The sequence below is a fragment of the Streptomyces sp. NPDC111628 genome (genome assembly GCF_055635195.1).
In genome coordinates, this window is record NZ_JBVKBZ010000003.1 from 1,223,337 (window position 1) to 1,244,446 (window position 21,110).

Consider the following 21,110-nt stretch of genomic DNA (forward strand, 5'->3'; position numbering starts at 1 on the left):
CGGGAGCACGCCGCGGTGAGTGTCCTCACCGTCGTCCTCGCCCTGTTCGCGGCGCTGTCCAACGCGGCGGCGTCGGTACTGCAGCGCAGGGCCGCGGCGCAGGACGAGGACCGGGCGGGGGCCCGGCACACGATGCTGCGTTCACTGCTGCGGCTGGTGCGCGACCGGTACTGGGTCGGCGGGGCGGCGCTGCTCGCGCTGACGACGGTGCTGCAGGCGGCCGCCCTGGCGGTGGGCAGTCTGGCCGTCGTCCAGCCACTGATGGCCACCGAACTGCTGTTCACCCTCGTGGTCGGCAGTGCGGTCTTCCACCGGCGTCCGGACTCGCGGACGTGGCTGGCGTTCGTCGCGCTGGCCGTGGGGCTCGCACTGTTCCTGGGCTCGGCCGCCCCGGCGCCCGGTCACGACACCGCCACCGCGGGCCGGTGGGTCTGGGCGGGGCTGGCGCTGTGCGTCCTGATGGCGGTCCTCGCCTCGGTCGGCAGTCTGGTGCACGGCGCGCCCCGCGCGGCGCTGTTCGGATCGGCGTCCGCGGTGGGGTTCGGCGGTACGGCGGCGCTGCTCAAGGAACTGACCGGGCGGCTCTCCCAGGGGGTGGGCGAGGTGCTGACCCAGTGGCCGCCGTACGCCACGGCCGTCCTGGGCGTGGCCAGCTTCCTGCTGCTGCAGAGCGCCCTGCGGGCGGGGACCCTCGCGGCCTCGCAGCCCGCGCTGACCCTCGGCGACGCGCTGACCAGCGTCGCCCTGGGCTGGGCCCTGTTCGGCGAGGAGATCCTGCTCGGGGTGCGGGTGCTGCCCGAGCTGATCGGCGTGGCGCTGATCGGCCTCGGCAGCGTCGGACTGGCCCGGGCACCGTCGGTGCACGGCGCCTGGGACACGGCCCCGGCGGCTCGGGACGGTCCCGCGCGGGCGCTGAAGCGGTGAGCGGAACGAACGGGAACGGAATGCACGAGGACCTCGAACGCACCAGGACGGAACGCAGTGAACAGACCAAAGGCACCACGGATGCGGCACGGGTTTCCCACCGGACGGGCGGTGTACGCCGTCGCTCCGGTCGTCGCCGCCGCGCTGGCCCACATCGGTCCGGCCGCGACCTGGCTGCCGGAACTGCGCCGCCGACGGTTCCCGGGCCTGGCCGGCCGGGGCAGCCCCGGCCACGTCGCGCTCACCTTCGACGACGGCCCGGATCCGGCGTCCACGCCGCGGTTCCTCGACGCGCTGGACGGACTCGGGGTACGGGCCACGTTCTTCGTCCTGGGCGAGAACGCCGTACGCCACCCCGCGCTGACCCGTGAGCTGGTCCGGCGCGGACATGAACTCGCCGTCCACGGCTGGACGCACGACCGTCCCTGGTGGCCGTCGCCGGCGCGGGAAACGCGCGAGTTGGTGCGTGCCGTCCGGGTGGTGCACGAGGTGTCCGGAAGTGCGCCGCGCTGGTACCGGCCGCCCTACGGGATCCTCACCTCCGGTCGCTGGGCGGCCGCCCGGCGGGCCGGGCTGCGGCCCGTGCTGTGGACGGCGTGGGGCAAGGACTGGCGGCACGACGCCACGCCCGCCTCGGTACGCGCGACCGTCGCGGCCGACGTGCGCGGGGGTGGCACGGTCCTCCTCCACGACACCGACCACGCCTCCGCCCCGGGCAGCTGGCGGGCCACGCTCGGCGCGCTGCCGGACATCGTGCGCGACTGCCGCGAGGCGGGGCTGGCGGTGGGCCCACTGGGCGAGCACGGCACAGGTGGGGCCATGGGGACGCCGGGGACGGCAGCGACGGCGGGGGCAGCGGTGCCGGCGGGCGCGGCAGGGACCGCAGGGACGGTAGCGCCGTTTCGGTCAGCGGCGCCGGGATAGCCGTAGCGTCATGAAGGACAGCGACGATCGGCGCACGGCGGCACCTGACACGTCCTGCCCGCCCTGGGCGCTGCGCGAGTACGCCGTGCTCGCCGACGGCGAACGAGGTGCGGTCCTGGATCCCCGGGGCCGGATCGTGTGGCTGTGCGCCCCGCGGTGGCACGACGACGCGGTGTTCTCCGCGCTGATCGGCGGGGACGGGCATTTCACGGTGGAGCCGGCGGACCCCTGGCACGTCTGGGGCGGCTCCTACGAGGAGGGCACGCTGATCCGGATCAGCCGGTGGGTGACCGCCGACTGTGTGATCGAGTGCCGCGAGGCGCTGGCCCTGCCGGCCCGCACGGACCGGCTCGTGCTGCTGCGCCGCATGCGGGTGGAGCGGGGCGAGGCACGCTTCAACCTGGACCTGGACCCGCGGCCCGGCTTCGGGCAGGCCCGGATGCGCGACCCCCGGCGGGAGCACGGGATGTGGACGGCCGGGGCGCAGGGGCTGCGGATGCGGCTCGCCGGGGCCCCGGACGCGGTGTGGCGGGACGGGGCGGGGCTGTGCGGCGCATTCCGGCTGCGGGAGGGCGAGAGCCACGACCTCGTCCTCGAACTGTCCACGGCGCGGGAGACCGAACCGCTCGACGCCGACGCGCTGTGGCGGGCCACGGAACAGGAGTGGCGGCGGTCCGTGCCGGACTGCTCCCGGCTGGTCGCACCCCGCGACGCCCGGCACGCGTACGCCGTACTGCGCGGGCTGACCAGCGTCTCCGGCGGGATGGTCGCCGCCGCGACCACGTCCCTGCCGGAACGGGCCAACAGCGGGCGCAACTACGACTACCGCTACGCGTGGCTGCGCGACCAGTGCTACGCCGCTCTCGCGGTCGCCGCGCACGGGCCGCACCCCCTGGTCGACGACGCCGTGCGCTTCGTCGCCGAGCGCATCCTCGCGGACGGCGACCGGGTGCGCCCCGCCTACACGGTCGACGGGCGGCCGGTCGGGAAGGAGCGTTCCCTGCGGCTGCCCGGCTATCCCGGCGGCAACGACCACGTCGGCAACGACGCGGGCGCCCAGTTCCAGCTGGACACCTTCGGCGAGGCGTTGCAGTTGTTCGCGGCGGCGGCCGCGCACGACCGCCTGACCGACGAGGCGGAACGGGCCGCCGCCGTCGCCGTGGACGTCGTCGAGCGGCAGTGGTTGAAGCCGGAGGCGGGTCTGTGGGAGCTGGAGGACCGGTGGTGGACCCACTCCCGGCTGAGCGTGGTGTGCGGTCTGCGGCGGATGGCCGAGGTGCTGCCCGGGTCCGAGGGGGGCCGGTGCGCCGACCTCGCCGACACGGTGCTGCGGGAGACCCGGCGCCGGTGCCTGCACGCGGACGGCCGCTGGCGGCGGGCCGAGGACGACGACGGGCCCGAGGCCGCGCTGCTGGTGCCGATGGCCCGCGGCTGCGCCTTCGGGGACGACGGCGACGCGGCCACCCGCGCGTACGTCGAATCCCGCCTGTCCGAGGACGGGTACCTGTACCGCTTCGAACACCCCGGGATGCCGCTGGGCGAGGCCGAGGGCGCCTTCCTGCTGTGCGGCTTCGCCATGGCGCTGGCCACGCACCGGGTCGGCGACCGGGTGGACGCGTTCCGCTGGTTCGAGCGCACCCGGGCGGCCTGCGGACCGCCCGGGCTGTTCGCCGAGGAGTACGACGTGCGCCAGCGCCAGCTCCGCGGCAACCTCCCGCAGGCCTTCGTGCACGCCATGTTGCTGGAGTGTGCGGTCCGCCTGTCCGGCGAGTCGGCGCTGCCCTGAGCCTTCATCTCAGGCGGCCGCCTCCGTCGGCGACACCTCGGGCGGCCGCCCCGTCGCCTCCCGGTGGATCGGTGCCGCCCCGCCCGTCAGGGGGACCCCCGTTCCGCCGCGGCGGGCCGCGACGATCTCCGCCGCGATGGACAGGGCCGTCTCCTCGGGGGTGCGGGCGCCGAGGTCGAGGCCGATCGGTGAACGCAGCCGGGACAGCTCGTCCTCGCTCAGGCCGGCCTGGCGCAGCCGGCGGTCGCGGTCCTCGTGCGTGCGGCGCGAGCCCATCGCGCCGACGAAGGCGACCGGCATCCGCAGCGCCTCCGCCAGCAGCGGCACGTCGAACTTGGCGTCGTGGGTGAGCACGCACAGCACCGTGCGCCCGTCGGTCGGGGTGTCCCGCAGGTAGCGGTGCGGCCAGTCGACGACGACCTCGTCGGCCTGAGGGAAACGGGCCCGGGTGGCGAAGACGGGCCGGGCGTCGCACACCGTGACGTGGTGCCCGAGGAACTTCCCGGCCCGCACCAGCGCCGCGGCGAAGTCGACCGCGCCGAAGACGATCATGCGGGGCGGCGGCACGCTGGTCTCGACGAGCAGGGTGAGCCCGCCGGGGCAGTGCGAACCGTCCTCCGAGAGTCCGACCGTGCCGGTGCGCCCGGCGTCCAGCAGGGCACCGGCCTCGGCGGCCGCGGTGCGGTCCAGGTCGGCGTGGCCGCCCAGACCGCCCGTGTGCGAACCGTCGGACTGGACGAGCAGGGCCCTGCCCAGCAGCTCGGGCGGTCCCTCGACGACCCGGGCGAGGGCCGCGGTCCCGCCCCGGGCGGCGGTGGCCAGCGCCGCCCGGAGCACCTCCCGTGCGGGCGCGTCGAGGCCGACCGGCGTGACCAGTACGTCGACGATCCCGCCGCAGGTCAGTCCGACCGCGAAGGCGTCCTCGTCGCTGTAGCCGAAGCGTTCGCGCAGCGTCTCGCCGGTGCGCAGGGCATCGGCGCACAGGTCGTACACCGCGCCCTCCACACAGCCGCCGGAGACCGAGCCGATCACGGTGCCCCCGCTGTCGACGGCGAGGGCGGCGCCGGGCCCGCGCGGCGCGCTGCCGCCCACGGAGACGACGGTGGCGACGGCGAACTCCCGGCCCTCGGCGAGCCAGCGGTCCAGCTCCTCGGCGATGTCAAGCATCCGCCGCTCCTGAGCTCGCGGGCACCGCCGACAGCACCCGGTCCGGCCGGATCGGCAGGTTGCGGTGGCGGACGCCGGTCGCGTGCCAGACGGCGTTGGCGACGGCCGCCGCGGCGCCCACGATGCCGATCTCGCCGACGCCCTTGATACCGACCGGGTCGTCGGGGTCGGGGTCGTCCACCCAGTCGGCCTGGATGTCGCCCACGTCGGCGTTGGTGGCCACGTGGTAGCCGGCGAGGTCGGGGGCGTAGAGGCCGCCGCTCGACCGGTCCCGTACCGCCTCCTCGTGCAGGGCCATGGAGATGCCCCACACCATGCCGCCGACGAGCTGGTTGCGGGCGGTGAGCGGGTTGACGATCCGGCCGGCCGCGAAGATGCCGAGCATGCGGCGCACCCGCACTTCGCCGGTGGCGGTGTCCACGGCGACCTCGGCGAACTGCGCGCCGAAGGAGTGCCGTTCCTTCTGTGCGAGGGCGCCGAGCAGGGCGGTGGTGTCGGACCGTACGGTGATGCCCTCCGGCGGGATCGTCGCGCCCAGGGCCAGCCGCTCCCGCAGTTCGCGGGCCGCCTCCGTGATCGCCCAGGCCCAGGACCGCGTGCCCATCGAGCCACCCGCGATCATCGCGGGGCCGAAGTCGCTGTCGCCGATGCGGACCCGGACCCGGTCGGGCGCGACCTCGAGGGCGTCGGCGGCGACCAGGGTGAGCGCCGTACGCGCACCGGTGCCGATGTCGGCGGCGGCGATCCGTACCGTGAATCCGCCGTCGGCCTCCGCGGTCACGACGGCCGTCGAGGGACCGGCGCCCGAGTGGAAGGAGGCGGCGGCGGTGCCGGTGCCCAGCAGCCAGCGCCCGTCACGGCGCACTCCGGGTCGCGGGTCGCGCCCGGCCCAGCCGAACCGCCGGGCTCCCTCGCGGAAGCAGGCGTCCAGGTTGCGGCTGCTGAAGGGCAGACCGGAGACCGGGCCGACCTCGGGTTCGTTGCGCAGGCGCAGCGCGATGGGGTCGATGCCGCCGCGCTCGGCGAGTTCGTCGAGGGCCGACTCGATGGCGAAGGAGCCCGGTGCCTCGCCCGGTGCGCGCATGAACGTCGGCGACGGCACGTCGAGGGGTGCGACCTCGTTGGCCGTGTGGTGCGCCTCGGCGTCGTACATCACCCGGGCCACGCCCGCGCTGGGCTCGACGAACTCGTAGACGGTGGACGTCTGGTTCAGCGAGCGGTGCTCCAGGGCGCGCAGCCGGCCGTCGGCGTCGGCGCCGAGCCGGACGCGCTGGAGGGTGGGGCTGCGGTAGCCGGCCAGCGAGAACATCTGCCGCCGCGTCATGACCACGCGCACCGGCCGCTGGAGTTCGGTCGCGGCCATCACGGCGGCGACCTGGTGGGCGCGCAGGCCCTTGCTGCCGAAGCCGCCGCCGATGTGCTCGGAGCGCACCCGTACCGCGGAGGCGTCGAGGGAGAACAGGCTGGCCAGTTCGTTCTGGATCCAGGTGGTGCCCTGGTTGGAGTCGACGACCTCCAGCCGGCCGCCGTCCCACCGGGCGGTGGCGGCGTGCGGCTCCATCATGCTGTGGTGCTCTTCGGGCGTGGTGTACTCCTCGTCCACCACGAGGGCGGAGGCGGCGAGGCCGGCCGCCAGGTCGCCCTTGGCGGTCTCGCCGGGCATGACGCCGCCGGCCGGGTGGGCACCCGGATGGCCGGCGGTGAGGGCGGTGTCGTGCGGTTCCTCGTCGTAGGCGACGACGAGGGCCTCGGCGGCCTCCCGGGCCTGCTCGGACGTCTCGGCGACGACGAGGGCGACCGGCCAGCCCACGTGGTGCACCCGGTCCTGCTGGAAGACGGCGGCGGTGGGGTCCGGCGGGATGCCGAGCAGGCCGACGTAGTCGGTGTCGACGCGCGGGGCGTTGCCGTGGTGCAGGACGGTGAGCACGCCCGGCATGGCGAGGACGGCTTCGGTGTCGAGGGAGCGGATGCGGCCGCGCGCGACGGTGGAGAGGACCAGCCAGCCGTGCGCGAGGTCGGCGAAGGGGATCTCGCCCGCGTAGCGGGCCGCCCCGGTGACCTTGTCGCGGCCCTCGACGCGGGTGTGCGCGGTGCCGACGACGCCCCGGAGCGTGGTACGGCCGGTCGTGGCGGTGGTCATCGGGCGGTCTCCTCGGCGAGTTCGGTCAGGACGGCCACGGCGAGGTTGCGCATGAGGGTCACCTTGTATCCGTTGTCGGGCAGCGGCCTGGCGGCCGCGAGTTCGGCGTCCGCGGCGGCGGCGAAGGTGTCGCCGTCGGCCGGTGCGCCGGTGAGGACGGCCTCGGCCGCGCGGGCCCGCCAGGGCCGCGAGGCGACCGCGCCGAAGGCCAGCCGGGCCTCGCGCACGACGCCGTCCTCGACGTCGAGCGCGGCGGCGACCGAGCCGATCGCGAAGGCGTAGGAGGCGCGCTCGCGCACCTTGCGGTAGCGGGAGCGGGCGGCGACCGGGGCGGGCGGCAGGGTGACGCCGGTGATCAGCGCGCCGGCCGGCAGTGCGGTCTCCCGGTGCGGGGTGTCCCCGACGGGGAGGTAGAAGTCGGCGAGCGGCAACTCGCCCGGCCCGTCGAGGGTTTCGTAGCCGACGACGGCGTCGAAGGCGGCGAGGGCCACCCCCATGTCCGAGGGGTGCACGGCCACGCAGTGGTCGGAGGCGCCCAGGACGGCGTGATTGTGGTGTTCGCCGGTGACCGCCGAGCAGCCGCTGCCGGGGGCGCGCTTGTTGCAGGGCTTGCTCAGGTCGGTGAAGTAGCCGCAGCGGGTGCGCTGGAGCAGGTTGCCGCCGACGGTGGCCATGTTGCGCAGCTGGCCCGAGGCGCCCGCCAGGACCGCCTGGGTCAGTGCCGGGTACCGACGGCGCACTTCGGGGTGGGCGGCCAGGTCGCTGTTGGTGACGGTGGCGCCGATGCGCAGCCCGCCGTCCGCGGTCTTCTCAATGGCGTCCAGGGGGAGTTCGCGGACGTCGACCAGCCGGGCGGGGCGTTCTACGCCGGTCTTCATCAGGTCCACGAGGTTGGTGCCGCCGCCGAGGAAGCGGGCGTCCGGGTCGGCGGCGAGCAGCGCCACCGCGCCGGAGACGTCGTCGGCGCGCTGGTATCCGAACTCCCTCATGCGGCCGTCTCCTCGGTGATCTCGTCCTGGTCGGCGCGGTCGGCGTCGTGGGCCGCGGTCCGGTGGGCCTCGGCGGCCCGGGTGACGGCCTGGACGATGGAGACGTAGGCGCCGCAGCGGCACAGGTTGCCGCTCATCCGTTCGCGGATCTCGTCCGGCGTCAGCGGTGGCGGCCCGGCCTCGGGGCGTACGTCCTCGGTGGCGGCGCTGGGCCAGCCGGCCGCGTGCTCCTCGATGACGGCGATCGCCGAGCAGATCTGCCCGGGGGTGCAGTAGCCGCACTGGTAGCCGTCGAGGTCGAGGAAGGCCTGCTGGACCGGGTGCAGCCCGTCTGCCTCGGCCATGCCCTCGATGGTGGTGATCTCACGCCCCTCGGCCGCGACGGCGAGGTTCAGGCAGGAGACGGCGCGACGCCCGTCGACCAGGACGGTACAGGCGCCGCACTGTCCCTGGTCACAGCCCTTTTTGGTGCCGGTGAGGTCGAGGCGCTCGCGCAGGGCGTCGAGCAGGGTGGTGCGGTGGTCGACGGTCAGCTGGTGCTTCTCGCCGTTGATGTTCAGGGTGACGGCGCTGGACGTCGACGAGGGCGCTGGGGCCATGATCAGCCTTCTTTGGTGTCTGGTGACCGGGAAAACTGGCTGTAGGCATTGGGTTCATGGGCGGGCGGGGGCCATCGGCCGCTCTCCGCCGGTAGAGTGGGCGGGTAACCGGACAACTGTCCACTCACTGGAAACGTAACGGACAGCTGTCCGCTTAGCAAGGTCGGGATTCGGCCACGAACCCGAAAGGGGGACGAGTGTCGCAGCCAAAGAAGGACAAGTCGGACACTCCCTTGCGCTCGGACGCCCAGCGCAACCGCGAGCGCATCCTGGCAGTGGCCACGGAGGAGCTGACGCACTGCGCGAACGCCCCGCTGAGCGCCATCGCCAAGAAGGCGGGGGTCGGGCAGGGCACCTTCTACCGCAATTTCCCGAATCGCGAGGCGCTCGTCCTGGAGATCTACCGTCACGGGATGCAGCAGGTGGCCCAGGCCGCGCCCGAGATGCTGGCCACCCGGGAACCCGACCTCGCCCTGCGCGAATGGATGGACCGCCTCGCCGAGTTCGCCATGACCAAGGCGGGTCTGGCGGACGCGATCCGGCTGGTCACCAGCGCACCCGGGGCACCGGAGAAGCCACGCCCCACCCCGCTGGAGGACGCGGCCGAGCTCCTGCTCCGCGCCAACGACGAGGCCGGCACGATCCGGCCCGGAGTGACCGGGGACGACTTCTTCCTCGTCCTCGGTGGTCTGTGGCTGATCGGTCCCGGTGAGGACCGGCAGCCGCGGGTCACCCGGTTCCTCGACTTCGTCATGGACGGCCTGCGCGCCGGAGCGCCGGGCCGGTGACCGCGCCCCGGAAGCGGTAGCGGCGCTCCGGGCGGCCCGCCACCCCGTAGCGCAGGGATACCTCCGCGCTGCCCACGGTGTGGAAGTGCTCCAGGTACCGGCGGGCGCTGACCCGGGAGATGCCGGTCAGCGCCGCGCACTCGCTGGCGGACAGCGTGCCGTCGGCCTCGCGCAGGGCGCGCTCGACGAGTTCGGCGGTCTCCACGCTCATGCCCTTGGGCAGCCCCGGGGCCGGCCCGGTCTGCGCCGCGGACCCGGCCAGTACGCGGTCGACGTCGGCCTGGCTGCGCACCACCGTGCCGAGCAGCCGGCCCCGCTGGACCGCGTAGCGCTGCAGCCGGACCCGAAGGTCCTCGAACTCGAAGGGCTTGAGGAGGTAGTCGACCACGCCGTGCCGCACGGCGCCGCGCACCGCGTCCGCCTCCCGGGCGGCGCTGATGACCATGACGTCGCAGTCGTGGCCCGCGGCGCGCAGCCGTGGGATGACGTCGAGGCCGAAGACGTCCGGCAGGTACAGGTCGAGCAGGACCAGGTCGGGGCGCAGCTCCCCGACGGCGGCCAGCGCCTGCTCCCCGGTGCCCGCGACCCCGAGCACCCGGAAGGGCTCGACCCGTTCGACGAACGCGCGGTGGACGCGGGCCACCATGAAGTCGTCGTCGACGACGAGCACGCCGATCGGGGCGGCGCCCGGGGACGTCTCCAGGGGGGCGGCGCTCGGGGCGGTCGCGTCGGACGTGCCGCTCGTAGCCGTCATGGTGCTGCTCCTTCCGCCACCGCGTCGGTGAGGTGGCTGACGGTCATGCGTGCGGTGAACACGGCCCCCTCGGGGGTGTTGGTCACCGAGATCTCACCGCCGTGACGTTCGCAGACCAGCCGGGTCAGCGCCAGGCCGATGCCGCGCTCGCCCTGCCGGGCGGCCTTGGTGGTGAAGCCGTGGGAGAAGACCTCCCGGGCCAGTTCGGGCGCGACGCCGGGCCCGGAGTCGCGGACCACGATCTCGACGCTGGCGGCGTCCTGCCGCAGCTCGATCTCGACCCAGGCCTCGTGCGCGTCGCCCAGGGCCGCGGCGGCGTCCACGGCGTTGTCGACCAGGTTGCCGACCACGGTCGCCACGTCGGCGGCGTCGGCCGGCTCCAGCCGGTCCAGCGCCGTGCGGTCCGAGACGCGCAGCGCGACCCTGCGCTCGGCCGCGAGGGAGGACTTCGCGGTGATCAGCGCGGCCACGGCGGTGTCCCGGACCCGGCGGCTGAGGGTGACGTCCAGGGACTGGCGGCGCTGGTTGAGCCCGCGGATGTAGCGCACCACCTCGTCCTGCTCGCCGATCTGGATGAGCCCGGAGATGGTGTGCAGCTGGTTGGCGAACTCGTGGGCCTGGGCGCGCAGCAGCTCCGAGGTGCTGCGGAAGGAGCCGATCTCCCGCTCCAGGCGGGCCAGTTCGGTGCGGTCGCGCAGGGTGGTGACCGAGCCGAGCGGGCGGCCCTCCTTGGTGACGGTCATGCGGTTCATGACCAGGACCCGGCCGTGGCGGACGACGACCTCGTCGCGCGGCTCGGCCGCTTCGCGGGCGGCGCCCGCGAGGACGTCGCGCAGCCGCCCGTCGATGCCGAGGCCGTCCAGGCTCTGGCCCACGCAGTCGGCGGGCAGGTCGAGCAGACGCCGGCCCATCTCGTTGACCAGGGTGAGCCGGTGCTGCGGATCGAGGGCGACGACGCCCTCCGCGATGCCGTACAGCATGGCCTCCCGGTGCTCGGCGAGCCCGGCGATCTCGCGCGGCTCCAGGCCGAGGGTCTGCCGCTTGACCCGCCGGGCCAGCAGCCAGGAACCGGCCACGCCGAGGCCGCTGGCGATGCCGAGGTAGGCGAGGAGGTAGGAGGAGGCACCGCTGAGGCGCTGCCACACCGTGGGATCGGCCTCGCCGACCATCACCGTGCCGAGGTGGCGGCCGAGGGTCTGCCGGGTGGCACCGAGCACCGGGACCTGGGCGACGAGTTCCCGGCTGCCCTGCACGGTCAGCGGCCCCGACCAGCCGCTCGCGACACCGGCTCCCGCACCGCGCGGCAGCCGGGCGCCGATCAGCGTGGGGTCGGTGGAGCTGACGACCCGGCCGTCGGCGTCGGCCACCGTGACGGAGGTGACCCCGGACTGCGTCTGCGTGGAGTTGACCAGCGGGGCGAGGGCCTCCTGCGGCACCGGGCGCAGCAGCTGGCTGCGGACCAGCGGCGTGGCGGCCAGCTGCTCGGCCAGGGCCGTGACCCGGCGGCCCTCGACGCGGTTGAAGGTGGCCTTGGACTGGGCGAGCGAGACGGCGGCCACCGCGAACAGGACGACCACGACGATGGCGAGCTGGAGGACCAGCATCTCGCCCGCGAGGGTCTGACGGCGGAAAGTGGGGGCCACGGCGGACTCGTTCTCGGCTCACGGGGGGGCGGGGGTGCCGGGACGCCATCATGGCGCCCACCTGCGGCGAGGGAAAGGGATGTGCCTGCTTCGCAATGAACCGGCGATCCGACAGCGATGTGACGCCCTGAATCGGTCACACGTTTCCGGCGACCGCAATGAACACAACCTCCCTTGGTTCCGCAAGGAAGACACGGGACAGGCCCGCGGGCACCATGTGGCCCACGTCACCCTCCCCCACAGGGCTCCCCGTAACGAACTACCCAACCGACAGGTGGTGTCATACGTGCGCCTGCGCACCCCCCTTGCCCTGCTCGGGGCCGCCGTGCTCGTGCTGGCGGGACCGCCGTTGCTCTCCTCGGGCGACGACTCGGATTCCGGCACCCAGATCCCGGGCCTGCGCTTCATGGTTCCCAACACCCCCGGCGGCGGTTACGACATCACCGCCCGCACGGCCGCGAAGAACGCCGAGGACGCCGGGCTCACCCACAACATCGAGGTGTTCAACCTGCCCGGCGCGGGCGGCACCGTGGGCCTGAGCCGGCTGGTGAGCGAGCACGGCAACGGCAAGCTCGCCATGTCCATGGGCCTCGGTGTCGTGGGCGCCGTCCGCTCCAACCACGCCCCCAAGACCCTCGCCGACACCACGCCGATCGCGCGGCTGACCGAGGAGCAGGACGTCGTCGTGGTCGCCAAGGACTCGCCGTACAAGACGATCGACGAGCTGATCGACGCCTGGAAACAGGATCCGGGGAAGATCCCGGTGGGCGGTGGCTCGTCCCCGGGCGGGCCCGACCACCTCGCGCCGATGCTGATGGCGCAGGCCGCCGGGATCCAGCCGAAGTCGGTCAACTACATCCCGTTCGACGGCGGCGGCGAGCTGCTCGCCTCGATCCTCGGCAACAAGGTCGGCTTCGGGGTCTCCGGCGTCGGCGAGTACCTGGACCAGATCAAGGCGGGCGAACTGCGGGTGCTCGCGGTGACCGGTCCCGAGCGGGTGGACGACCTCAAGGACGCGCCCACGCTCAAGGAGTCCGGCTACGACGTGAACTTCACCAACTGGCGAGGCGTCGTCGCCCCGCCCGGTCTGTCCGAGGCCCAGCGCAACAAGCTGACCCGCCTCTTCGAGGAACTGCACGACTCCCCCGAGTGGAAGAAGTCCATGGACCAGAACGGCTGGGACGACGCCTTCCTGACCGGCGAGGAGTTCGGCGACTTCCTGGACGCCCAGGACCAGCGCGTGGTGTCGGTGCTGAAGGAGCTGGGACTGTGACGACGCGGACCGAACTCACCGAGGAGCCCGGGGAAGCGGCCGCCGGCCGGCGCTCGTGGCTGCGCGAGCACTCCGAACTGGGCGTGTGCGTCCTGCTGCTGGCGCTCGGCGTGCTCGTCCTGACCGACGCGCTGACCATGGACGTCGACATCACCCAGCGCGGCCCGGTCGGCCCCAAGACCGTGCCGGTCGTGGTGGGCATCGGCCTGCTGGTGATAGCCGCGCTGCTCGCCGTCGACGTGCTGCGCGGCGGCCGGGGCGAGGCCGAGGGCGGCGAGGACATCGACCTGTCCGAACCGGCCGACTGGCGCACGGTGCTGCTGCTGTCCGGAATCTTCCTGGGCGCCGCCGCCCTGATCGAGCCGGCCGGCTTCCCCGTCGCCGGGGCGCTGCTCTTCTGGGGCGCCGCCTTCGCCCTCGGCAGCCGCCGCGTGGACCGCGATCCGCTGATCGCCGCGGTGGTGTCCCTGATCACCTATGTCGTCTTCGACAAGCTGCTCGGTGTGCCGCTGCCCGGCGGTCCGCTGATGGGAGTGCTCTGACATGAACGCCTTCAACTCCCTCATGGACGGCTTCGGCACGGCCCTGACCCCGCTCAACCTCCTGTGGGCCGCCCTCGGCGTACTGCTCGGCACGGCCATCGGCGTCCTGCCCGGCATCGGCCCGGCGATGGCGGTGGCGCTGCTGCTGCCGGTGACGTACGGGCTGGACCCGGTCGCGGCGTTCATCATGTTCGCGGGCATCTACTACGGCGCGATGTTCGGCGGTTCGACCACCTCCATCCTGCTCAACACGCCGGGCGAGAGCGCCGCCGTGGTCGCGGCGATGGAGGGCAACCCGATGGCCAAGGCGGGGCGTGGCGCGCAGGCGCTGGCCGCCGCCGCCATCGGCCACTTCGCGGGCGGCATGATCGGCACGATCCTGCTCGTGGCCCTCGCCCCGACGGTCGCCGACCTGGCGGTGGACATCGGCGCCCCGGACTACTTCGCCATCATGGTGCTGGCGTTCATCGCCGTGACGTCGGTACTGGGTTCGTCGCGGATCAGAGGCCTGGCCTCGCTGCTGATCGGGCTGACGATCGGCCTGGTGGGCCTGGACCAGATGACGGGCCAGCAGCGGCTGACCTTCGGTTCGCTGCAGCTCGCCGACGGGGTGGACGTGGTGATCGTGGCGGTCGGTCTGTTCGCGATCGGCGAGGCGCTGTGGGTGGCGGCCCATCTGCGGCGCGGGGCGGCCGAACCGATCCCGGTGGGCCGTCCCTGGCTCGGCCGCGGTGACGTGAAGCGCACCTGGAAGTCCTGGCTGCGCGGTCCGATCATCGGCTTCCCGTTCGGCGCGATCCCGGCGGGCGGCGCGGAGATCCCGACCTTCCTGTCGTACGTCACGGAGAAGCGGCTGTCCAAGCACAAGGACGAGTGGGGAAAGGGCGCCATCGAGGGCGTGGCGGGTCCGGAGTCGGCGGCGTCGGCCTCGGCCGCGGGCACGCTGGTGTCCATGCTGACGCTGGGCCTGCCGACCACCGCGGTCGCGGCGGTCATGCTGGCCGCCTTCCAGCAGTACGGCATCCAGCCGGGCCCGCTGCTCTTCGAACGCGAGCCCGAGCTGGTGTGGGGTCTGATCGCCTCGCTGTTCGTGGGCATGGTGCTGCTGCTCGCCCTGAACCTGCCGCTGGCGCCGGTGTGGGCCAAGCTGCTGCGCATCCCGCGGCCGTACCTCTACGCGGGGATCATGTTCTTCGCGGCGGTCGGCGCGTACGCGGTCGGCGGTGAGGTGGTCGACCTGGTGATCCTGCTGGTCATCGGCCTGATCGGGTTCGGTATGCGACGCTACGGCCTGCCCATCCTGCCCGCCGTGATCGGCGTCATCCTCGGCCCGAACGCCGAGCAGCAGCTGCGCCGCGCCCTGCAGATCAGCGACGGCAGCGTGTCGGGCCTGGTCAACACGCCGTTCTCGGTGACGGTGTACGCGGTGATCGTGCTGCTGCTGGCCTGGCCGCTGGTGAAACGGCTGGTGGGCCGGGGACGGACGCGGGTGAACGCCTGATCCTCAGTCCGGTCCGGCGGCGCTTCCACGCGCCCAGGAGCGGTGTGCGCGGCCCGGTACGTCGATCGCGTACCGGGCCGTCCTGCGGTACGGGGTGGCGCGGCTCGTGGCGAGACGGTGGTGGACCAGGACGCCGCGTCCCGTTCAGCCCAGAAAGCTCAGCCGGACCCGGCGGTCGGGGTTGTCCCGGTTGGTGTCCACCAGGCACACCGACTGCCAGGTTCCGAGTTCCAGGCGGCCGCCGATCACCGGCAGCGTCGCGTGCGGCGGTACGAAGGCGGGCAGGACGTGGTCGCGGCCGTGTCCGGGGCTGCCGTGGCGGTGCTGCCAGCGGTCGTCGGCCGGGAGCAGCGTGTGCAGGGCGGACAGCAGGTCGTCGTCGCTGCCGGCGCCGGTCTCGATGATCGCGATCCCGGCGGTGGCGTGCGGGACGAAGACGTTGAGGAGACCGTCGCGGCCGGACGCCGCCTCGCGCAGGAAGGACTCGCAGTCACCGGTGATGTCGGCGACCCGCTCCGCCGAGCCGGTGGCGAGGTTGAGGACTCGGGTGGTGAAGGCATCTGGCATGGGCCCATCCTGACACCGGGGGAAGATCGAGGCCTGCGGCGCCGTTGGTAGAAGCGTGAACAACACACGCGAGGTCGAGGTCGTCGTCATCGGGGCCGGTCAGGCCGGACTCGCCGCCGCCTATCACCTGCGGCGCACGGGGTTCGAGCCGGAGCGCGACTTCGTGGTGCTCGACCACTCCCCCGGGCCCGGCGGCGCCTGGCAGTTCCGCTGGCCGTCGCTGACGTACGGCAAGGTGCACGGCATGCACGCCCTGCCGGGCATGGAGCTGACCGGGGCTGATCCGGCGCGGCCGTCCGCCGAGGTGGTGGGCGGATACTTCGCGGACTACGAGCGGACCTTCGACCTGCGGGTACGGCGGCCCGTGGACGTGCGCGCCGTGCGCGAGGGGAGGGACGGGCGGCTGCTCGTCGAGACGTCGGCCGGGTCCTGGTCGACGCGCGCGCTGATCAACGCGACCGGCACCTGGGACCGCCCCTTCTGGCCGCGCTACCCGGGGCAGGAGGCCTTCCGGGGACGGCAGCTGCACACCGCTCAGTACGCCGGGCCCGAGGAGTTCACCGGCCTGCGCGTGATCGTGGTGGGCGGCGGCGCCTCGGGGACGCAGCACCTGCTGGAGATCGCGCCGTACGCCGCGTCCACCACGTGGGTGACCAGGAGGCCCCCGGTCTTCCGCGAGGAGCCCTTCGACCAGGAGGCGGGCCGGGCCGCGGTGGCGCTCGTGGAGGAACGGGTGCGGCAGGGGCTGCCGCCGAAGAGTGTCGTGTCGGTGACGGGGCTGCCCCTGAACGACGCGGTCCGGACCGGGCTGGAGTCGGGCGTGCTGGACCGGCAGCCCATGTTCGACCGGATCACGCCCGAGGGGGTGGAGTGGGACGGCGGGCGGCGAGTGGCCGCGGACGTCATCCTGTGGGCGACCGGGTTCCGGGCCGCCATCGACCATCTGAGGCCGCTGCGGCTCCGGGAGGCGGGTGGCGGTATCCGTGTCGAGGGGACGCGCGCGGTCGCCGACCCGCGGATCCATCTCGTCGGCTACGGGCCCTCCGCCAGCACCATCGGCGCCAACCGGGCGGGACGCGCCGCCGTGCGGGACATCAGGCGGCTGCTGGCCGAGGAGGAGCCGGTCGCCGCGTGACGCCCCGACCGGTCACTTGGCGGCCCCGGCCCCGGTCTGCTTGGAGGCGCTCTGCCGGAGGCCGTTGAACTCGTCCACGTTGCGCTGGTGTTCGGCGTAGTCGGCGGTGAAGCGCGTGTCGCCCGGCTTGACCGTGACGAAGTACAGCCAGTCACCGGGGGTCGGGTTGATCGCGGCGGTCATCGCCTCGTCGCCCGGATTGGCGATGGGGGTGGGCGGCAGCCCCATGCGCTGGTACGAGTTGTAAGGACTGTCGATCTTCGTGTCCTTGGTGGTGGTCTTCAAGGTGCTGCGGCCCAGGGCGTAGTTGATGGTGGAGTCCATCTGCAGCGGCATGCCGCGTTCCAGCCGGTTGAAGATGACCCGGGCCACCTTGCCCATGTCCTCCTTGGCCGCGGCCTCCGCCTGCACGATGCTGGCGATGGTGACCGCCTGATAGACGTTCAGCGCGTTGCGCTGGGCGCCCGCGGCGACCGGCGCGCCGGTGAACTTCTTGTTCGCCGTGTCGACCATGGCCGTCAGCAGCTTCTCCGGGGTCGGGTTCTCGCCGAGCGGATAGGTCGCCGGGAAGAGGTAGCCCTCGGGGTTGCCCTCGGCGTCGTTGGGCAGCTTGAGGTTGGCCTTGGCCAGGGACTTCTTGGTGGTGCCCGCGGGCAGGGCGAGGACCTTGTCGACGGCTCCGTAGACCTGGGTCGCGCGCCAGCCCTCCGGAATCACCAGCGACGTGGGACGGGACTCGCCCTCGTCGTCCGTCGTCAGCAGCGGTACCGCCACGGCGGTACCGGCCACGACGGCGCCGGCCGCGATCAGGGCGATACGGCCCCGACGCGTCAGCCGGATCGCTCTCCTGGGGCTTTTGGGACTTCCGGGGCCTCTGAGGCCTGTGGGGCTCCTGAGGCTCCTTCTGGGGCCCCTGGCGCTCCTTGCGCTCCTCGCGCTTCTCGCGCTCCGTGACGGAGTGTTCATCTGCATGCGGGCACGGTAACCCCCACATGCACACAAACCCGGCATATCTTCATCTTGTCGGCTCCAGTCGGGCGTCCCGGCGGACCAGCGCGGCGTACCTCCCGTCCTGCGCGAGCAATGCCTCGTGCGTGCCCTGTTCGGCCAGGCGTCCGGAGTCGAGGACCACGATCCGGTCGGCGTCACGGACGGTGGACAGGCGGTGGGCGATCGTGATCGTGGTGCGGTTGGCGGACAGGGCGTCGATGGCGCCCTGCACGGCCGCCTCGGTACGGGTGTCCAGGGCGCTGGTCGCCTCGTCCAGGACGAGGACCGGCGGGTCGCGCAGGATGGTGCGGGCGATGGCCAGGCGCTGCTTCTCGCCGCCGGAGAAGCGGTGGCCGCGCTCCCCGACCACGGTGTCGTAGCCGTCGGGCAGGGCGGCGATGTGGTCGTGGATCTGGGCCGCCCTCGCCGCCGCCTCCAGCTCGGCGTCCGTGGCGTCCGGCTTGGCGAAGCGCAGGTTCTCGGCGACGGAGGCGTGGAAGAGGTACGTCTCCTGCGAGACGACGCCGACCGCGCGGGCGAGGGTGTCGAAGTCGAGGTCGCGCACGTCGACCCCGTCGAGGGTGACCCGGCCGTCCGTCACGTCGTACAGCCGCGGCACCAGGTGGCCGAGCGTGGACTTGCCGGCGCCGGTGGGACCGACGACGGCGAGGCTGCTGCCGGCGGGAACGGTGACGTCGATGCCGTCGAGGACCGGGCCGCCCTTGCCGCCGTAGCCGAACCCGACGCTCTCGAAGCGGACCTCGCCCTTGATGTGGTCGAGGCGGACGGCGTCCTTTCGCTCGGTGATGTCGATCGGCAGGTCGAGGTACTCGAAGATGCGCTGGAAGAGCGCGAGCGAGGTCTGGATCTGCACTCCGGTCGACAGCAGGCTCACGGTCGGGCGGAACAGCCCCTGCTGGAGCGAGACGAAGGCGACGATGGTGCCGAGGGAGACGTCGGGGCCGCCGAGTTGCAGGGCGATGCCCGCGGTCCAGTAGATGACGGCCGGCATGGCGGCCATGACGATCGTGATGACGGCCATCCGCCAGCGGCCCGCCATGTTCGACCTCACTTCAAGGTCGACCAGGCTCTCGGACTCGTCCGCGAAGGCGCGGGTGAGCGAGTCGGACCGGCCCATGGTGCGGCCCAGCAGGATGCCGCTGACGGAGAGCGACTCGGTGACCGTGGCGGCCATCGCGGCCATCTGCTTCTGGCGCCGGGTGGTGATCTTCCTGCGTTCCCTGCCGACGCGACGGCTGATCCACACGAACACCGGGAGGAGGAGCAGCGAGACGACGGTCAGGCGCCAGTCGAGGACGACCATGGCGACGATCGTGGCGACCACGCTGGTCAGGTTGGACACCAGCGAGGTCGCCGTGGAGGTGACGGTGGCCTGCATGCCGCCGATGTCGTTGGCGATGCGGGACTGGACCTCGCCGGTGCGGGTGCGGGTGAAGAAGGCGAGGGACATCTGCTGGAGCCGGCCGTAGACGGCGGTGCGCAGGTCGTGCATGACGCGCTGGCCCACGGTCGTGGAGATCAGGGTCTGCAGCACGCCGAAGACGCTGGTGAGGACGGCGCCGAAGATCATGCCGAGGGCGAGCAGGCTCAGCAGGCCCGTGCGCCCCTCGGGGATGGCGACATCGAGGATCTCCTTGAGCAGGAAGGGCGTGGCGACCGACACCAGCGACGCGGCACCGACCAGCAGGCCGACGACCGCGAGGCGGCCGCGGTAGGGGCGGAACAGCTTGAGGATGCGGCGCACCTGCCGGGGCTGTTCGGCGTCGGCGGGTGCGGTCCAGGCGGATTCGCGATCGGGGTGCATGGGCTCCTTCGGAGGAGGCGGGGAAGGCCGACGGAATCCTCGGACGGCAGGCCTCCGGGGCCTGCGGCGGACTTTCGCCGACCTTACGGATCATAGGTCATTGTTACCTATACTCACAATGAACATCATCCTGATATTGTTCCCGTATGACCGCCCCCGATCCCGACGGCCTGCTCGCCGAGCAGCTGCTGCGGCTCACCCGCAGGGTGCACCGCATCCAGAAGCGCCATCTCGAGCACCGCGACCTCGGCATCACCCCGGCCCAGTCCCGGCTCCTGCGCACGCTGGCGCACTGGGGCTCGCCTCCCCGTATGGCCGACCTGGCCGAGCGGTTGGAAGTCGTGCCCCGGGCGGTGACGACCCTGGTCGACGGGCTGGAGGCGGCCGGGAAGGTACGCCGCGTCCCGGACCCCGCCAACCGCCGGGTCATCCGGATCGAGCTGACCGACGACGGGCGCGCCGCCCTGCGGGAACTGCGCGGTGCGCGCCGCTCGGCCGCCGAGGAGATCCTTGCCCCGCTGACGGACGAGCAGCGCGCGGTGCTGGGCGGACTGCTGGACACCCTGGTCGACGGCCCCGACACGGGCGAGGGCCGCCGGACGGCGTGAACGCGGTGGCCCGGACTCAGGCCTTCAGATGGGCCCTGTCCCCCATCACGACGACGGGGTGCCGGTCCGGGTCCAGCGTGCGCAGCAGGTACTCCATGGCCGGCTTGGGCAGGCTGACGCAGGCCGACGTACCGCTGCCGTGGTCCATGTGCAGCCAGATCGAACCGCCCTTGGACGCACCTTCGGGGCGGGTCGGGTCGTTCGGCGGGGTGCCCTTGACGCGGTTGTAGTCGATGGCGATGACGTAGTCGAAGTCGTGCCAGTACGACTTCGCCCACCACCGCGGTGCCGCGAAGCTCGCGGACCTGCTGTACGGCAGCCCCGTGCCGGGGGCCGGATCCGGGTCCGGGAGCACGCCGCCCGCGTCGCTGAGCGTGAACACTCCGACGGGGCTGCGCCTGTCGTTCTCGTGGTGGTCGGTCGTCCACCCCTTCGTGCCGTTGTGCGCCGCCCAACTCCGGTCGCGGTGCCAGGCGGAGCCCTGTTTGCTGTAGAGCACGACCGTGGAATCGGCGGAATTGCTGCCGTTCCCGTACACCGCGACGACCTGGCGCGAGTCGCCCGGGATGCGCGTCTGGAGCCGGTCGCCGACGCCGGGGATCCTCGTCGGGTCGGCCGAGGCACTGCTCCGGCCCGCCTCGCCGGGGGATTCGCCCGCCCGGGAGTCCCCGCCGTCCCCCGACGGGCCGCCGCAGGCGGACAGCGCCGCCATCGCCAACAGTGATCCAAGGGCCGCCATCGCGACCGCCGTACGCCGTCCACCACCACGTGCCATCCGTCCATGGTCCCACTCCCTTCGGACATACCGTCAGGACGGCCGCGAAGCGGCGCACGCGCCGCGGCGGGTGGTGTGGAGGCCTTGTGGCGGACCACAGCCGGATTCGTACCCCATCGCGGAAAACCGCTTGATTTTGGGCACGTCGCGACGCGAACCTTTCACGGTTTGCAGCCTCTT

Annotated in this window: 19 protein-coding genes; 9 read left to right on the forward strand and 10 right to left on the reverse strand. The window is 73.1% G+C overall.

The window, feature by feature from the left end:
- Nucleotides 1-15 precede the first annotated feature (15 nt).
- The 3 genes from ACZ7MF_RS20525 to ACZ7MF_RS20535 all read left to right on the forward strand — a co-directional run bounded on the left by ACZ7MF_RS20525 (nucleotide 16) and on the right by ACZ7MF_RS20535 (nucleotide 3,634).
- Entirely contained in the window at nucleotides 16-924 is a 909-nt protein-coding gene (locus ACZ7MF_RS20525) for a DMT family transporter (RefSeq protein ID WP_471478249.1), read from the forward strand.
- Between the two features lie 81 nt (nucleotides 925-1,005).
- The gene (locus ACZ7MF_RS20530) at nucleotides 1,006-1,848 is read left to right on the forward strand and encodes a polysaccharide deacetylase family protein (RefSeq protein ID WP_471478252.1); all 843 of its coding nucleotides are present in this window, start codon (nucleotides 1,006-1,008) and stop codon (nucleotides 1,846-1,848) included.
- Nucleotides 1,849-1,858: 10 nt separating this feature from the next.
- Complete coding sequence (locus tag ACZ7MF_RS20535; RefSeq protein WP_471478255.1) at nucleotides 1,859-3,634, forward strand: glycoside hydrolase family 15 protein; 1,776 nt, start codon at nucleotides 1,859-1,861, stop codon at nucleotides 3,632-3,634.
- A gap of 9 nt (nucleotides 3,635-3,643) precedes the next feature.
- Here ACZ7MF_RS20535 and ACZ7MF_RS20540 read toward each other — a convergent pair whose 3' ends face one another.
- From ACZ7MF_RS20540 to ACZ7MF_RS20555, 4 genes are read right to left on the reverse strand one after another with little or no spacing between them, the layout of a single operon-like run.
- Complete coding sequence (locus ACZ7MF_RS20540) at nucleotides 3,644-4,801, reverse strand: XdhC family protein (protein ID WP_471478259.1); 1,158 nt, start codon at nucleotides 4,799-4,801, stop codon at nucleotides 3,644-3,646.
- Nucleotides 4,794-6,941, reverse strand: coding sequence for a xanthine dehydrogenase family protein molybdopterin-binding subunit (locus ACZ7MF_RS20545; RefSeq protein WP_471478261.1), 2,148 nt, complete (start codon nucleotides 6,939-6,941; stop codon nucleotides 4,794-4,796). Before ACZ7MF_RS20545 ends, ACZ7MF_RS20540 begins: the two co-directional genes overlap by 8 nt.
- Complete coding sequence (locus tag ACZ7MF_RS20550; RefSeq protein ID WP_356864880.1) at nucleotides 6,938-7,930, reverse strand: FAD binding domain-containing protein; 993 nt, start codon at nucleotides 7,928-7,930, stop codon at nucleotides 6,938-6,940. The genes ACZ7MF_RS20545 and ACZ7MF_RS20550 overlap by 4 nt, the downstream gene beginning before the upstream one ends.
- A complete protein-coding gene (locus tag ACZ7MF_RS20555) occupies nucleotides 7,927-8,529 on the reverse strand; it encodes a 2Fe-2S iron-sulfur cluster-binding protein (protein WP_471478265.1) in 603 nt (200 codons plus the stop codon). Before ACZ7MF_RS20555 ends, ACZ7MF_RS20550 begins: the two co-directional genes overlap by 4 nt.
- Nucleotides 8,530-8,726: 197 nt before the next feature.
- Between ACZ7MF_RS20555 and xdhR the strand changes: the two genes are divergently transcribed.
- Entirely contained in the window at nucleotides 8,727-9,317 is a 591-nt protein-coding gene (xdhR, locus tag ACZ7MF_RS20560; RefSeq protein WP_388521205.1) for a purine salvage operon transcriptional regulator XdhR, read from the forward strand.
- Here xdhR and ACZ7MF_RS20565 read toward each other — a convergent pair.
- The gene (locus tag ACZ7MF_RS20565; RefSeq protein WP_471478271.1) at nucleotides 9,280-10,071 is read right to left on the reverse strand and encodes a response regulator; all 792 of its coding nucleotides are present in this window, start codon (nucleotides 10,069-10,071) and stop codon (nucleotides 9,280-9,282) included. The two genes, xdhR and ACZ7MF_RS20565, sit on opposite strands and share 38 nt — an antisense overlap.
- Entirely contained in the window at nucleotides 10,068-11,714 is a 1,647-nt protein-coding gene (locus ACZ7MF_RS20570; protein WP_471478274.1) for a sensor histidine kinase, read from the reverse strand. Before ACZ7MF_RS20570 ends, ACZ7MF_RS20565 begins: the two co-directional genes overlap by 4 nt.
- A gap of 286 nt (nucleotides 11,715-12,000) precedes the next feature.
- On the opposite strand from ACZ7MF_RS20570, the gene ACZ7MF_RS20575 reads away from it, so the two are divergent.
- The 3 genes from ACZ7MF_RS20575 to ACZ7MF_RS20585 are packed head-to-tail and all read left to right on the forward strand — an operon-like array spanning nucleotide 12,001 to nucleotide 15,030.
- The gene (locus ACZ7MF_RS20575) at nucleotides 12,001-12,987 is read left to right on the forward strand and encodes a Bug family tripartite tricarboxylate transporter substrate binding protein (RefSeq protein WP_471478276.1); all 987 of its coding nucleotides are present in this window, start codon (nucleotides 12,001-12,003) and stop codon (nucleotides 12,985-12,987) included.
- Entirely contained in the window at nucleotides 12,984-13,529 is a 546-nt protein-coding gene (locus tag ACZ7MF_RS20580) for a tripartite tricarboxylate transporter TctB family protein (RefSeq protein WP_356864135.1), read from the forward strand. The genes ACZ7MF_RS20575 and ACZ7MF_RS20580 overlap by 4 nt, the downstream gene beginning before the upstream one ends.
- Nucleotide 13,530: 1 nt before the next feature.
- Complete coding sequence (locus ACZ7MF_RS20585) at nucleotides 13,531-15,030, forward strand: tripartite tricarboxylate transporter permease (protein WP_356864133.1); 1,500 nt, start codon at nucleotides 13,531-13,533, stop codon at nucleotides 15,028-15,030.
- Between the two features lie 144 nt (nucleotides 15,031-15,174).
- Here the strand turns inward: ACZ7MF_RS20585 and ACZ7MF_RS20590 are convergent, their stop codons facing one another.
- On the reverse strand, nucleotides 15,175-15,597 hold the full coding sequence (locus ACZ7MF_RS20590; RefSeq protein ID WP_165287326.1) for a secondary thiamine-phosphate synthase enzyme YjbQ: 423 nt from the start codon (nucleotides 15,595-15,597) through the stop codon (nucleotides 15,175-15,177).
- 55 nt (nucleotides 15,598-15,652) lie between these two features.
- Here ACZ7MF_RS20590 and ACZ7MF_RS20595 point away from each other — a divergent pair, with 55 nt between their 5' ends.
- Nucleotides 15,653-16,732, forward strand: a complete 1,080-nt coding sequence (locus ACZ7MF_RS20595) for an NAD(P)-binding domain-containing protein (protein ID WP_471478282.1) — start codon at nucleotides 15,653-15,655, stop codon at nucleotides 16,730-16,732.
- Nucleotides 16,733-16,744: 12 nt separating this feature from the next.
- Here ACZ7MF_RS20595 and mltG read toward each other — a convergent pair whose 3' ends face one another.
- A complete protein-coding gene (mltG, locus tag ACZ7MF_RS20600) occupies nucleotides 16,745-17,506 on the reverse strand; it encodes an endolytic transglycosylase MltG (protein ID WP_471478898.1) in 762 nt (253 codons plus the stop codon).
- Between the two features lie 241 nt (nucleotides 17,507-17,747).
- The gene (locus tag ACZ7MF_RS20605) at nucleotides 17,748-19,547 is read right to left on the reverse strand and encodes an ABC transporter ATP-binding protein (RefSeq protein WP_356864129.1); all 1,800 of its coding nucleotides are present in this window, start codon (nucleotides 19,545-19,547) and stop codon (nucleotides 17,748-17,750) included.
- 146 nt (nucleotides 19,548-19,693) lie between these two features.
- Here ACZ7MF_RS20605 and ACZ7MF_RS20610 point away from each other — a divergent pair, with 146 nt between their 5' ends.
- Nucleotides 19,694-20,155, forward strand: a complete 462-nt coding sequence (locus ACZ7MF_RS20610; protein WP_361013540.1) for a MarR family winged helix-turn-helix transcriptional regulator — start codon at nucleotides 19,694-19,696, stop codon at nucleotides 20,153-20,155.
- 16 nt (nucleotides 20,156-20,171) lie between these two features.
- Here ACZ7MF_RS20610 and ACZ7MF_RS20615 read toward each other — a convergent pair whose 3' ends face one another.
- Nucleotides 20,172-20,930, reverse strand: a complete 759-nt coding sequence (locus tag ACZ7MF_RS20615) for a hypothetical protein (RefSeq protein ID WP_471478286.1) — start codon at nucleotides 20,928-20,930, stop codon at nucleotides 20,172-20,174.
- Nucleotides 20,931-21,110: the final 180 nt, after the last annotated feature.